Origin of the sequence: Tenacibaculum sp. Cn5-46 (assembly GCF_022347705.1) — a bacterium.
GTDB classification, from domain to species: Bacteria; Bacteroidota; Bacteroidia; order Flavobacteriales; family Flavobacteriaceae; genus Polaribacter; species Polaribacter aiptasiae.
Window position 1 is genome coordinate 76,190 of sequence record NZ_JAKRGD010000002.1, and the last position, 13,990, is coordinate 90,179.

The following is a 13,990-nucleotide window of genomic DNA, read 5'->3' on the forward strand; positions in this document are numbered from 1 at the left end:
TATAAATATATTTGTACCTTGGCACACTACTTGAATATCTAAAATTAAACAATAAAATAGTAATCCTATGAAATTATTTGGAATCTTAATGTTAGCTATCACATTTACTCAGTGTGCAAGTATGAAAATGGATACCACACCTCCTTTTTCGATAAAATCAGCAGTATACACAAATGTAACAGGTGGTTTATCTGGAAATAACAGTCTTGATTTAATGATTGAATTTACTTCAGAAGATGCAATCAAATTTGAAGAGGTTTTCTTTCAAAATAAATCAACAAAAGCTATAATTGAAACAAAACAAAACAAGCAATATATCGCTGCACGTTTTAATACCTCATCAGGTCAAGCTAAAAATGACTTGGTTTTACATGCAAATCCTAAAGAAGAACATGGAAATACAGTAAACTCAAAAAATAAAAAAGATTTTCCTTTTGAATTAAAAGAAAATGAAGCAATTATTACTTATAAAGTAGGTACTAAAATTCATTATTATAAAATAGAAAATATTAAAAAAGGAGAAAAAGTCTTCATGCCCATAGCAAGACCACAAAATTAGAACAATAAACACCTCAATTGAGGTGTTTTTTATTTTTGGCACGTAATTTGAAAACGTATAAGCATAACCATTAAATGAAAGCTTATGAAACGTATAAAATTACTATTCTTATTTATAACAACAAGTGTTACTCTAACGTCTTGTGTTGTACAAAATGAAATAATTGATGATAATGCTTTTTCATTAAACCAATTTATCTCTAGTTACGACTTATGGTATATTGATTACCATAGAACTACTGGTAGTGGTGATGTTCCTTTCTTATCTAAAGCATTTACTGTATCATTTCTAAACGGAACAATGTATGCTAATAATAATATTGCAGATATAGGTAAAACAGGAAATGGTTTAGGAATTATAGTTGGTAGATATGGAGCCATAGGAACAGTTTTAGAAACCCGTCATAATTTAGATGGGAACTACGATTTTGATGTTGTTCAATTATCAAACAATGAAATTAGAATTGATGATTTATCACAAAATGTTAGTTATTATCTAATAGGTTACCAAAGAAATAATTTTGATTACGATAAATTATTTTATGAAAACATAGAATACTTTTTACAAGAATATATTGCTTGGGAAAGAATAGATGCAAAAGGAGCAACTCCAAATGCATTTGATGACGAGCATTTTTTACAGTTTACTCCTGAGAACAATGTAACATTTTATTCTTCTCACGATGCTTTTGGCACGAATATTGATATAATTAAATGGGACTATGTGGGAGGTTATGAAGTAGCCAATATTTCAGGATTCGAGAATCTAAAACTTTTAACACTTAATTATGATGGTGGAGATACTGAAAGATTTGAGTTAAGCGTTATAAATGATGAAACGATAGAGTTGTTCCACTTAAGTTCAAAAACAACGTACACTTTTTCTGGTAGAGGATTTGTACAATATTTAAAAGGTAAAAACAAAAGTACTGCAAAGTCTATCGTAAGAAATAGTGGTAGAAAACGTACTAAAATACAACGAAAGACAGTTGATAGAAAATATTTAAAATAAAGTTTGGTTAGTTGATTTTTGGTTGGTGTAGTTACCAACTAAAAGGAACCGCCCCCGCAAAGGGGCGGTTTTTATTTTTATAAACTTTTTGTTAAGTATCTCTATAAAGGTTTTATTTTTTAGTTGAATAACCTACCTTTAACCAAAACATAAATAATGAAACTTACTGCTCTTATTACTGGTGCTACATCTGGTATAGGTAAAGCAACTGCTGAGATTTTTGCTAAAAATAATATTCGATTAATTCTATGTGGCCGTAGAAAAAGCCGATTAGATGAAATACAAAAACAACTAAGCAACTATACTGAAGTTGCTACTTTAAATTTTGATGTTAAAGATAGAAATGAAGTACAAAAAGCAATAAATAACTTACCTCAAGACTTTCGTCAAATAGATATTTTAATTAATAATGCTGGAAATGCTCATGGGCTAAGTGCTATTCAGGATGGAAATATTGATGATTGGGATGCTATGATTGATATTAATGTAAAGGGACTACTTTATGTTACCAAAGCTATTGTACCTCAAATGGTAGAAAGAAATAGTGGTTTTATTGTTAATATTGGTTCTATTGCTGGAAAAGAAGTATATCCTAATGGAAATGTATATTGCGCTTCTAAACATGCTGTAAATGCTATTAATAAATCGATGCGTATTGATTTAAACAAGCATAACATAAGAGTTTCTGGCATTCATCCTGGAGCAGTTGAAACAGAGTTTTCTGATGTACGCTTCAAAGGAGATAAAGAAAAAGCTAAAAATGTTTACAAAGGTTACAATGCTTTACAAGCTGAAGATATTGCCGATATCATTCATTTTGTAGTTACCAGACCTTATCATGTTAATATTGAAGATTTAGTAGTATATCCAACCGCACAAGCTAGTGCAACAATTTTAAATAAAAATGTCTAAATATTCGGAACTAATTGCTGGTTGCATGACTTGGGGAGTTTGGGGTAAAAACCTAAACACTCAAGAAATGAATACTTTAATTCATACGTGCCTAGAAAACAATATCACCACATTTGACCATGCTGATATTTATGGTGATTATACGACTGAAGCTGATTTTGGAAAGGCTTTTATTGAAAGTAAAGTTAACCGTAATCAAATTCAGTTAATTTCTAAGTGTGGTATTCAATACGTTGGAAAAACAAGAAACAATAGAGTCAAATATTATGATTACTCTAAAGAATACATTATTTGGAGTGTAGAGCAATCTCTTAAAAATTTACAAACTGAATATTTAGACTTGTTATTATTACACAGACCTAGTCCTTTAATGCAAGCTGATGAAATTTATGAAGCGATTGACCAATTAAAAAAACAAGGTAAAATTATTGACTTTGGTGTTTCTAATTTTACTCCATCACAAACTGATTTAATTAACAAGAAAAATTCTATTACAGTTAATCAAATAGAAGTATCCTTGACTCAATTTTCTTCAATGCTAAATGGTAGTTTAGATCATATGCAAACACATAATGTAAAACCAATGGCATGGAGTCCTCTAGGTTCTTATTTTAAGGAGCATTCAGATCAAAACGAACGAATTAAAACAGAATTAGTACATTTATGTAAAAAATATAATGCTACTGAAAGTCAATTATTATTGGCTTGGTTATATAAGCATCCTGCTAAGATTACACCTGTTATTGGAACTACTAATATTCAACGTATAAAAGAAGCTACAAAGGCTCAGTTTATAAAATTAGAAACAGAAGATTGGTTTTCTTTACTTGTAGCTAGTCAAGGCCATAAAGTACCTTAAAAATGATTAATAAACGCTTACTTATTAAAAACTTATTATCTCATAACGATGAGAATAGTTTTTATGATAAAAAGCAAAAACTTTCTTTAAGTTCTAAAGAAGGAAAAGCTAAGTTTATTAAACATATCTGTGCTTTATCAAATTCTAATCCTCAAAATAACTCATACATTGTTATTGGAGTTGAAGATGAAGAAAACAAAATTGTAGGTGTTGATTTTTATGATGATAGTAAAATTCAGAATTTAGTCAATGCCTATTTAAACAATCCTCCTAAAGTTGAGTATGAAAATGTTCCGTTTCCTCGTTTACCTCGGCACAAAGTAATTGGTTTAGTTACTATTTATCCTAACGAACAGGTTACTTCTTTATCTAAAAACGCTTGGAAATATCGTAAAGGAACAGTGTTTTTTCGTAGAGGAAGTAATTCTATTCCTACAGAAAACATACTTGAGCACAAAAATGAAAATGCTCCTATTGTAGAAGCTATTGAAAAAAATGCTAGTAATAATATTCAACTTACTTTAGATGGTGTTTTTGATTTTATCAATAATCATAAACCAGAATACAATCCACAATACAAAGTTTTTAATGAACAGTTTGTTCTTTGTTGGGCAGGTAAAAAAAAGCTTGTTAATAATGAAGAATTTTTAACTCGAGTAGACATCGAATTAATAAACGAACAAGTTCGTTTATTTTTTTCGGCATTAGATGATGTTCAAATAAGTTACAACGAGCAATCTTTTATTATTACCGAGTATATAGTTTTAGGAATTGATAAAAGTGAAAAACGATATCCTTTAGAAAAAACTATTATTAATTTTAAAGATAATGGAAAACACGATATAGTTACCGAATTCCTATTTGAACCTCCTCAATATGACAGCACCATTATTAAGCATATTTACAATAACAACAACACTATTATTAACAAAATAGAAAATAATATAGCTTTATCTGTTATAGAACATGAAGATGTTTTTAAACTACCTACCTCCTACTTAATTTGCTATTTAAATGGTTTTTTAGATGCTCCAATTCAACTAAAAAAAGCAAAAAGTTATATTAAAAATTTAGACGATAAAACTACTTATATTAAATACAAAGAAGCTATGCGTGTATTACGTAAAGTAAAGTATAATTAACGTTTATGTTTTAAACGTTTTTTCGAATATTTTAAAATATAAAGAATTAACAATAAAGCCACTAATATAACTACAAACATGGTATAATTCTTATTATGAGGTAAAGGACAATCATTACCTGTAATCATAGTAACTGCCCAATAATAAGGAGAGTTTAAATTTGTGTTCTTATATTTCTTTAGATATTTCCTTTTTGCAATAGCTAAGCTTGTAGATTTTGGATTCCCGCTTTTCAAAGCTTTTAAGAAATTTTTCAAAATTTCAGCATTATACTTCTCATTTACCTGCCATTGTGTAGACAATACACTCTTTGCTCCTGCATTTAAAAAACCTCTTGTTAAATTAAAATTTCCTTCTCCTGTTTGTAATCTACCTACCCCAGTTTCACAAGCATTTAAAACCACAAAATTTTTAGGACTATTAAGGAAAAACAATTCGTTTAAATATAATTTTTGATCGTATAAAGCAATCCAAGGAATTTGATTTTTCCCATCTGCATGACTAGAAATAAAAATTGAAGAAGCTTTTTTAAACTCTTTTATAAAATTCTCTTTTGATACTTCTTCATTAACAAACATTTTATCATTGAAAAAAGGTTCTTTTTTTACTGTTAAAGAAGCAAAACTAGTGTCTTTAAATTTATTAACTATAAAATTGTACTGACGTTTAAAAAAAGGTGTTTGTAAAGAATTATTTAATAATGTTAATGATAATGAGTTATGGTATACTAACTCTTTTTCTTCTATTAAATACTTAAAACCACCATCTTTATTTATAAAAGGGATTAAGGCATCGAATGAAATATTATTTAAAATACCATCAGTTACGATTGAATATTTATTATAATACTTAAAATAAGACGCTATTTCTTTTGGAAATAGTATTTGATATAATTTATTAGATATATTCTTAAACCTGCTTAATTCTTCTTTATATTGGATAGGTGATAAACATATTTTTTTATATCTCTTTGCTAAAGAAACTAATTCACTATAATTTTTTAGAGGTAAAACCTTATACTTGTTTTTAGATAACACCAATATAAACCCACTATTTTTTCCTAAAATATAAGAAATAGCTAACTCATCATTTCTTAAATTCTTCTTTGTCGCTTTTATGGTAGCTATAGGAATACTTGTTTTATACCTATAGTAGTTTATATTATTTCTTTCTAGAGTATTTAAAAAAGTAAAATACTTTTCTTTAGCTAAAAATAAACTATCCTTAAATACGGCTTGTTGAGTATGGTTTATTTGTTCGTTAAAATGTAGTATTCGCTTTTTTAAACTATCTTCTTTTTCAATTAAAAAATCTGAAAGGTTGGCTAATTTTTTAGCAAATTGATTATTCGTATTCTCTAAAAGTAGTATTCCTTTACTTTTTTCTATATAATAAAAAACCTCTTTTAGTTTCTTTAAACGGTAACAAATTTTAACAGCATTAATATAAAAATCTCTCCCCTCTTCTCTCCAAAAAAGTTTGGATATTCGTTCTTTGCTTGTATGATGAATAGCGTCGAATTGAGAATCTATTTTAGTTAACAATTCATAGGCTTCCAGTAAAATATGTGGGTCTTGTTTTTTTTCATAAAAAGTAATTAGTGCATTCAACTTATCTAAATGATATCCCAATAGTTCTTTAAAATAAATTGTTGTCAGAAATTCATCGGAACTATTTGGAGATATTGTTTGAATAGCTTTATCATAATAAGAAAAAGCTTTCTCAAATTTAGATTCTGAAATATATATATCCCCTAAATTATCGTATAGAGCGCTTTTTCCTAATAGGTTTTTTGAGTTTATATACTTAAGTCCTTCATTACAGTAATATTTTGCTGAGTCAAGTTTTGATTCTTTCAAAAAAGGAAGGGAAAAGTTACTATAAAAAGAGGATAAACGTGTTGAATCATCCAATTTTAATAACATTTTTTGTACTTCTTTATATGTAATAATAGACTGTTTATAATATTTATTACGGTATAAAATACTTGCAGAGTTGTACAAAAAATCAAACGTATCTTTAAAAGTAGCCCTAAAACTATCCTTTATAATTTTATTTTCTTCGGATAGTTTTTCATAAAAAGAAAAGGATTTTTTATCTTTCTTATCAATCATCAATTTCAGTAAATCATTATTTACTCTGAATAATCTATCTTCTAATCCTAGTTTTTTAAATATTTTTCGTGCTCTATTCAAATAATTACTAGCCCTCTCAAAATCTCCTAAATTTGTATAAATATTCCCTTTTAACTTATAACTTTTTGCAAGCTGTATGTCTGGTATTTGTATATACGAAATAAGCTCGTCTAAATAGTTTATCGCATTCGTATAATCTTTCAGCTCCTTATAAAACAAACCAAGATTAAATAGGTTTCTTTTTATTAAAACATTTTTTGTTGAATCTAAGGCATTTCTAATCGACTCTTCTTCTTTTAAAAAATAAATCCCTTCTTGTAATGCTAAAGAATACCTCCTCTTTTTTTTCCAACAAAAAACAGCAACTTCATAACATAACTCAGCAGCTATTGGTTGACTCTTTTCATTCTTTAATTTCTCTTTAAACACCGCTACTTTTTCAGCAGTACTAATGCTTTTTAAACCTACAATACTATCAAACTCTTCTTTATTAAATTGCTGAGAATAAACCTGAAAACTAAAAGCACATACATAAATACACAAAAAACATAATTTTAATAATTGTTTATGTTTTTTGGATGTATGCATAGGAATTGTATTTATTCATTCCTAATATACTGCTATAATTCTAAATAAGCACTGTGTTTTATTAAGTTAAGGTTTGATGAAGGAATACTATGCTGAAGTATTTCATGATACCATTCATTTATTGACATACCTGTTTTATACAATGATGCATTAAAACCAGAAGCCTTTGCATTAGAATATGATGTTCCACTAATAAAAATAGGTCCGTTATTCGAAGAGGTATAAAAAGGAATACCTAATCCTTTCACTCCAATATCTACTGAGCTTTCACCATAATTAGATAATGAAATACTTCCTAAAACTAAATTTGGAGGTATTGTATTATCAATTGCTGTAACTGCTAGTATATTGTTGTGTTTATAAGAAGATGGATAATGTGGTATAGCATCATTATTTTCACCAAGGTTTCCTGCAGAAGCGTTAATTAAAATATACTTTTCAATTTCATTAATATATGATTTCATTACACTTGATGGATTATTTTTCCAACCAAAACTCATATTAATCACATTTACTTTTCTTTTTATCAAATAACTAAAACCACAGTTAATTGTAAAAAGCGAACTACTTCCGTTAACATCAAAAACTTTAGCAGGAAGTATTTGAAAATTTTTAGGAGAATTGATTAATTGTTCATAAATAAAATAGCTTACCCGAGTTCCATGACCACTATCGTCAATTGGTGCGTTATTATTGTCTACAAAATTCCATCCAAAAATTTCGTTTCCACAGGTATCAGTCATTCCTGTACTATCAAATAAAAATGGTTTCGTAAATTTAAAATACGATGGATTAATTCCTGAATCCAATACTCCTACAACAACATCTATTTTATCTGATGTATTTCGTTTAAAATTACCTACAGATACTTCCCGCTGCGCATTTACATTAGGTTTACTTATTCCGTTTGTATCTATAGTAATCTTAAAGTTAAGATCGGCTCCTTCCATATCGGTATCTGATTCCATTGACAAAACTTTTTCTTCTAAGTCAGCAAAAGTTAAATTACCTGAAAAAAACCAATTTTCTAATTCGGGATCACCGCATGAGCAAACTTCAAAGTTTAAAACATTATACTTTGCTCTAACAATTGCTTTTTCTGCATCGCTTAACCCTTTTTTAAAACGAATTACAACTGTATTTTCTTCTTCTTGTTTATCAGCTGACCTATTTTTAAAAAGTACATTTTCATTACTAAAATTTATTTCTTCAAGTTCATTGTTTTGACAACCTATTAGTATAAATATAAATAGTATGCGTAGAAAATATTTTATCATTTTCAGTTAGTATTTTTCGTGTTTGTTAGTTATTAACTCTAATTAAGCGTAGTATTAAAAATATAAAAAAAATTAACTGCATGTTTTATATAAATATAAGACATACAGTTAATAAACTTAAATTTAATTATGTGTTTCAGAATTATATGGAACCCAACCTACTGAACTTCCTGTTTCTCTCCCTGGTTCATTAACACCAATAGGAAAACATGGGGTTGGAGGAAAAACAACAATAGAACTATATAAAACTCCTTTACAACATATTTTTCTAGTACTAATCTTTTCACAAGTTGCATTTGCCACATTTTGAAGATGATTCCTCCATCTATTAATTGACCATAAACATCCTTTATATTCACTATAAAAAGTATTGGATTCCATTTGTCTTGCTGACCAACATGGATTATAAGGATTGTCATCATCATCATTGTTATCATCATCATCTAAATCATCAGGATCAAAAGGACCACTAGTTCCACCACCTGCTCCTATATATTTAGCTGAAACTAAAATCGGGTTTTCATCAGTACTAGCTTTAACTTCTTTTACATAAAATTGATAATTTGGATTATTCTTCAATTCTGTATATTCCCCATAAGTTAGCCAAGTTGTTATTACAACAGCTTTTTCTATTTTTCCATCAACAACTGAATTTGCATCAATACTTTTAAAGTATCCTATTTGATCATCTCTATAATCTTCATTAGCACTCCTAGTTAAAAATTCTTCTCTAGGTTGTTCATTTACCTTAAGGGTTTCATCGTTTGAATTACAGCTAGCAAAAATTACTACAGCTATAAAAAATAAAATTTTTTTCATTGTTCGGTTAGTTTAATTATACATCTAGATTTTCTTTTTGCGTACTAGATTTAAACGCTGTTTTTTATTAAGAGTAATTTTAGCATCTTTGTTACTACTTTTTTGAAAAAAAATCTATGACAGATGAAAATCAGAATTTTATAAAGCTATTTATAGAGGGTAAACAAGAGGTTTTAGAGAAAATTTATGCCAAAAATTTTACTGGAGTAAAAAAATATATTCTGAAAAATAATGGTACTAAAGCCGATGCTTTAGATGTTTTTCAAGAAGCTTTGCTGATTTTATATTCTGGACTTAAAAGTGGAAATCTAAAAATTATAGCTTTTGATAGTTATTTATTTTTTACTTGTAAAAACCTATGGATTAAAAAAGTAACTAAAAATAAGGTAACAGAAACCGACCTAACTACTCTTATAAGTAATGATGTTGAAGACAATACGTTCGAATTAAAAGAGCGTCAATGGGAATTATTTGAAGAAAAATTTAACCTCTTAAAAGATGATTGCATTACCATATTAAAATTAATGCTACAAAAAACTCCTTACGAATCAATTTTTAAAAAACTTAATTTGCCTAACGAAAATGCTGCTAGACAAAAGGTTTTTAAATGTAAAAAAAAGCTGTTTAAAATGATTCAAAACGACAAAAGGTATAATGATTTGAAAGATATTTAATTATGGAGAACTCTATTGAAATACAAACCGAACGTTACTTGGCTGGAGAAATGTCTTTTGATGAAAAATTAGCTTTCGAAAAAATAATAGCTGATAATAAGGGTTTAAAAGAACATGTTTTCCTAAGTAAAAAATTAGTTGAAAAACATGAGTATACTAACTTCAAAAATAATTTATTCTCGGCTGAAAAGAGTTATTTACAAACTACTAGAAAAAGATACAATTACCTTTATGGATCTATAGCTGCTACAATAATAGCATTGGTTGGTATTTTCTTTTATTATAAATCTATTCCGGTTGGTTTAGATAAATTATATGCTATTCATTCTAATAAAATAGAGATGCCTTCTTTTATCGTACAAGGGAATAATCAACAACAAGCTCTTGAAGAAATTGAAGTTGCTTTTAAAAACGAAAACTATCAAAAAAGTTTAAGTTTATCTAACCTTCAATTAAATGCTTCTTCTAAACCCAATCCTAATGTTCTTATCTATAAAGGAATTTCTTTATTAAAATTGCATAATGAAAAAGAAGCTTTAATCACTTTCAATAAATTAAAACAAAGCGATGCTATTGATGCCAGTAAAGGAAACTGGTATGAAGCCATAACCTACATGAAATTGAATAATAAACCCGCTTTGAAAAAAGCTTTAGAAACTATTATTAAAAACCCAACAAATTATAACTACAAGAAAGCTAGAAAAATTTTAAATTCTTTAGATTAATAGCTCTTACACAAAACTTAATTTAGAAAATTGTCTATTTAAAATTTGTGTATCATCCACTTGTAACCATTTATCTAAAAGTGTAGCATAAATTTCTCTAAAGTCTATTTCATATTTTAAATCACCATTAGTATCTAAATTTTGTAAATCAGGTAATCCATTATACAAGCCTTGCTTTTTTAAATGTTTTCCTATTATAAAAACATTATTAGCTGTTCCATGATCTGTTCCATTTGCTGCATTTTGTTGTACTCTCCTACCAAATTCTGAGAACGTAATTATCAACACATCTTTTAGTTTATTATTTTTCTCTAAATCATTTACAAAAACCTCCATGCTCTTAGCGTATAAATCTAATAACCGTGCTTGTCTATTTATCTGATTTGCATGTGTATCGAAACCACTTAAGGCTGCATAATATACTTGTGTTTCTAATCCTGAATTAATAAACTCTGCAATTGTTTTTAATTGTTTACCAAATACATTTTTTGGATAACTTGCTTTAGATGTTGTAGTCTTACTTTTTTCATGAATATATTTTGCCGAAGATTTAGCATCTATCATTGTGTTATATAAATACCCCAAGTTATGCTCACTTAAATGTGTGTCATTATAATTATTTAAAATTTCGGTAAAAAAAGGCTGTTTAAGCGACTGATATAAAAGTTTGGGGTTAGTTACTGCCAAACCATTTTGCAACTCTCCTTTTAGCATTAAAGAGAGGCTCTCGTCTACTTCAATGGCTTTATATGGTTTTGAATTGGTTTTATCTAAAAAACGCCCTATCCAACCACTTTGTAAATATTCATTACTATCACTTGCTGTTTGCCAAATATCAGTAGATCTAAAGTGTGAACGGTTTGGATTTGGGTATCCTACATTGTTTATAATGCTCAAATAACCTTTATCGTATAATTTTTGAAGTGGTGCTAAGCTTTTATGTAAACCAACCTCATCATTCAACCTTAATAAATTGTTTTTAGGTATGGAAATTCCGTTTCTTTTTTGATAATAAATATCATTTCTAAAAGGCACAACGGTATTTAATCCATCATTTCCTCCTTTTAATTGAACGATTACTATTTTTTTATTACTAAAGAGCTGTTGCGCTTGCTGCTCAAATGCTTTTACAAACTGAGGTACAAAAAATAATCCGCCACTTGCTAATGAAGTTCTTTTTATAAAATTTCTTCTATCCATCTCTTCTCTTTTTTAACATAATTGATATTCTGGTAACGACATTAATTGCACGCAAAAATCTTGTGTAGATACTAACTCACTATTTTCTAAAACTTCTAATGTTCCTTTATTTATTGGACTTATAAGAATGTGTTTAATTAATTCTTTATTTGACTGTGCTGGAAAATTATTTTCAAAAGAGGTCCAATTTGGTGTTGCTTTTATAAAAGTTCTTCTTCTTAATCTTTTCTCACTAAAACTTCTCACCTCATCTTCTAAATCCCCTTTATCTGAATACGTTATTTCTGCGTTGTTTAACAATACAGATGGCAATCTTAATCGAGTTACTATGGTATTACTATCTATCCATGTTTTTCCTCCCTTCCACCCTGCTACATTAGGCGGTCTCAATAAAATTTGCCCTAATAACTTCTGAATTAACAAACTGTGTTTGTTTTTTTCAATAGTGAATGGAACTATTGTATGTAATCCTACTAAAAACTCAATTGGTGACTTTATTTTGGTTCCAATATTTTCTTCTTCATAAAACCATTCGGAACTCAAAACAAAAAACATTAATTTTTCAATATTATAGTTTGGATAAAACACCGAAACCATTTTATTAACATGTTCATAATTAAGATTATCATTAACAAAATAGCGATAGATTTTTTCGCAAATAAATTGCGCGCACTCCTTCTGTTTTAGAATAATATCTATGATATCGTCTCCATCAAAATTTCCTGTATGTCCTAAAAATGTTTTTTCTCCTTCATCATGTTGACGTCTGCGTATTCTAAACTCACCAAAAAAATTATGATTATAACCAGTAAATGCTCTTGCACTTTCTTGTATATCTTTTTCAGTATAATTTCCTTGTCCTAAAGTAAAAAGCTCCATCAGTTCTCTTGCAAAGTTCTCATTTGGATTTTTCTTTTTATTCTGTTTATTATTCAAGTATTTTAACATAGCAGGCTCTTTTGAAATTACTTTAACAAAGGTTCTAAAATCGCCTAATGCATGAGTTCGTAACGCATTGTTATATTGTTGAGCAAATAGCACATTTTTATCTTCACAAACAAAGTGGTTAGCCCAAAAAAGTGTCATTTTTTCTCGTAACAATTCCTTTGGTGAATACAATCGATCTAACCAAACTTTATTAAGTTCTACAATCTTTTTTCTGCTCATTTTCATAAGCTCTTTTCGCTTCTTTTTATTTTTAAAATCTTCTCTCGTAAGATTTGAAATAAAAGAAGTATCTATTTCTAAAGGGCTAATTTTTTCAGACTTTTCAAATAAAGTTTTTATAATTTCTTTTTTGGATTTGTTCTTATATTCTTCTAATTCTACAGAAGTAATTCCAAAACCAATTCTATTATATAAATGTTGTATCTGTCTTGTTTCCATATTTATTTTGACACTTATTTTATCAAAAGGTTTAAAAAATTAATTTTCAAAAAAATTTTTTCTTCTCTTAAACAAAAAAAAACAACTACTTAAAAAACAATACATTAACTATAATTCATTTTTTATTTTAAGAGCTTTTTAAGAACAATTATTAAATATATGTTAACTATTAATTTTTAGTGAAACGTTTTTTTTCTATGGGCGTCTATTAGTCGTAATCCTAATCTAAAAAACTCAACATCATGAAAAAATTAATCTTAACCGTATTCGCTATCGTAGTATCTTTTGGAACCGTTACAGCTTCTGATTTACACAAGCCAACTTTTAAAACATCAATAGAGTATCCTAATGTTAGTACTTTTTGTAAATTGATTAAAGCTGGAAATTTTGAAGCCGTTAAAGCAATGATTGAAAATGGAACAAATATTAATAGAAAATCTACTGGATTAACTCCATTAATGTTTGCCGCTAGATATAATAAAGTAGAAATTGTTAAATTATTAATTAGCAAAGGAGCTAAATTAAATACAAAATCGGAAAGAGGAAGTTTCACTGCTCTTCAATATGCTAAAATGTCTAAAGCTCATGAAGCATATAAAATAATTAAAGAAGCAATGGACAAATAATAAAAAACCTAACTATCTCAAAACAAAAAGTCACATCTTATCGATGTGACTTTTTTAATTATTTATAGATAAACATC

At 27.9% G+C, this 13,990-nt stretch carries 13 protein-coding genes; 8 read left to right on the top strand and 5 right to left on the bottom strand.

The features are described from left to right. Positions 1 to 67: 67 nt before the first annotated feature. The 5 genes from MHN29_RS04320 (at position 68) to MHN29_RS04340 (ending at position 4,483) form a co-directional block, all read left to right on the top strand. Entirely contained in the window at positions 68 to 559 is a 492-nt protein-coding gene (locus MHN29_RS04320) for a hypothetical protein (protein WP_235274544.1), read from the top strand. Between the two features lie 84 nt (positions 560 to 643). Then, positions 644 to 1,570: a hypothetical protein gene (locus MHN29_RS04325; protein ID WP_235274543.1), complete on the top strand. Its 927-nt coding sequence runs from the start codon at positions 644 to 646 to the stop codon at positions 1,568 to 1,570. A gap of 156 nt (positions 1,571 to 1,726) precedes the next feature. Continuing rightward, complete coding sequence (locus MHN29_RS04330; RefSeq protein WP_235274542.1) at positions 1,727 to 2,482, top strand: SDR family NAD(P)-dependent oxidoreductase; 756 nt, start codon at positions 1,727 to 1,729, stop codon at positions 2,480 to 2,482. Continuing rightward, entirely contained in the window at positions 2,475 to 3,341 is an 867-nt protein-coding gene (locus MHN29_RS04335; RefSeq protein ID WP_235274541.1) for an aldo/keto reductase family oxidoreductase, read from the top strand. Before MHN29_RS04330 ends, MHN29_RS04335 begins: the two co-directional genes overlap by 8 nt. A 2-nt stretch (positions 3,342 to 3,343) precedes the next feature. Continuing rightward, positions 3,344 to 4,483, top strand: a complete 1,140-nt coding sequence (locus tag MHN29_RS04340; protein WP_235274540.1) for an ATP-binding protein — start codon at positions 3,344 to 3,346, stop codon at positions 4,481 to 4,483. Here MHN29_RS04340 and MHN29_RS04345 read toward each other — a convergent pair. The 3 genes from MHN29_RS04345 to MHN29_RS04355 all read right to left on the bottom strand — a co-directional run bounded on the left by MHN29_RS04345 (position 4,480) and on the right by MHN29_RS04355 (position 9,302). Then, positions 4,480 to 7,206, bottom strand: coding sequence for a CHAT domain-containing tetratricopeptide repeat protein (locus MHN29_RS04345; protein ID WP_235274539.1), 2,727 nt, complete (start codon positions 7,204 to 7,206; stop codon positions 4,480 to 4,482). The two genes, MHN29_RS04340 and MHN29_RS04345, sit on opposite strands and share 4 nt — an antisense overlap. A gap of 32 nt (positions 7,207 to 7,238) precedes the next feature. Beyond that, positions 7,239 to 8,483 (bottom strand): S8 family serine peptidase, encoded by a 1,245-nt coding sequence (locus tag MHN29_RS04350; RefSeq protein WP_235274538.1) that lies wholly within the window; start codon positions 8,481 to 8,483, stop codon positions 7,239 to 7,241. A gap of 123 nt (positions 8,484 to 8,606) precedes the next feature. Further along, entirely contained in the window at positions 8,607 to 9,302 is a 696-nt protein-coding gene (locus MHN29_RS04355; RefSeq protein ID WP_235274537.1) for a hypothetical protein, read from the bottom strand. Positions 9,303 to 9,418: 116 nt separating this feature from the next. On the opposite strand from MHN29_RS04355, the gene MHN29_RS04360 reads away from it, so the two are divergent. Then, the gene (locus MHN29_RS04360; protein ID WP_235274536.1) at positions 9,419 to 9,976 is read left to right on the top strand and encodes an RNA polymerase sigma factor; all 558 of its coding nucleotides are present in this window, start codon (positions 9,419 to 9,421) and stop codon (positions 9,974 to 9,976) included. A 2-nt stretch (positions 9,977 to 9,978) separates the two neighbouring features. Continuing rightward, positions 9,979 to 10,701 (top strand): tol-pal system YbgF family protein, encoded by a 723-nt coding sequence (locus MHN29_RS04365; protein ID WP_235274535.1) that lies wholly within the window; start codon positions 9,979 to 9,981, stop codon positions 10,699 to 10,701. Positions 10,702 to 10,707: 6 nt separating this feature from the next. On the opposite strand, the gene MHN29_RS04370 is transcribed toward MHN29_RS04365, so the two are convergent. Beyond that, on the bottom strand, positions 10,708 to 11,901 hold the full coding sequence (locus MHN29_RS04370) for a DUF1501 domain-containing protein (protein WP_235274534.1): 1,194 nt from the start codon (positions 11,899 to 11,901) through the stop codon (positions 10,708 to 10,710). A 12-nt stretch (positions 11,902 to 11,913) separates the two neighbouring features. Further along, positions 11,914 to 13,287 carry a DUF1800 family protein gene (locus MHN29_RS04375; protein ID WP_235274533.1) on the bottom strand — a complete coding sequence of 458 codons (1,374 nt, stop codon included), beginning with the start codon at positions 13,285 to 13,287 and terminating at the stop codon, positions 11,914 to 11,916. 242 nt (positions 13,288 to 13,529) lie between these two features. Here MHN29_RS04375 and MHN29_RS04380 point away from each other — a divergent pair, with 242 nt between their 5' ends. Continuing rightward, entirely contained in the window at positions 13,530 to 13,913 is a 384-nt protein-coding gene (locus MHN29_RS04380; RefSeq protein ID WP_235274532.1) for an ankyrin repeat domain-containing protein, read from the top strand. Positions 13,914 to 13,990 lie beyond the last annotated feature (77 nt).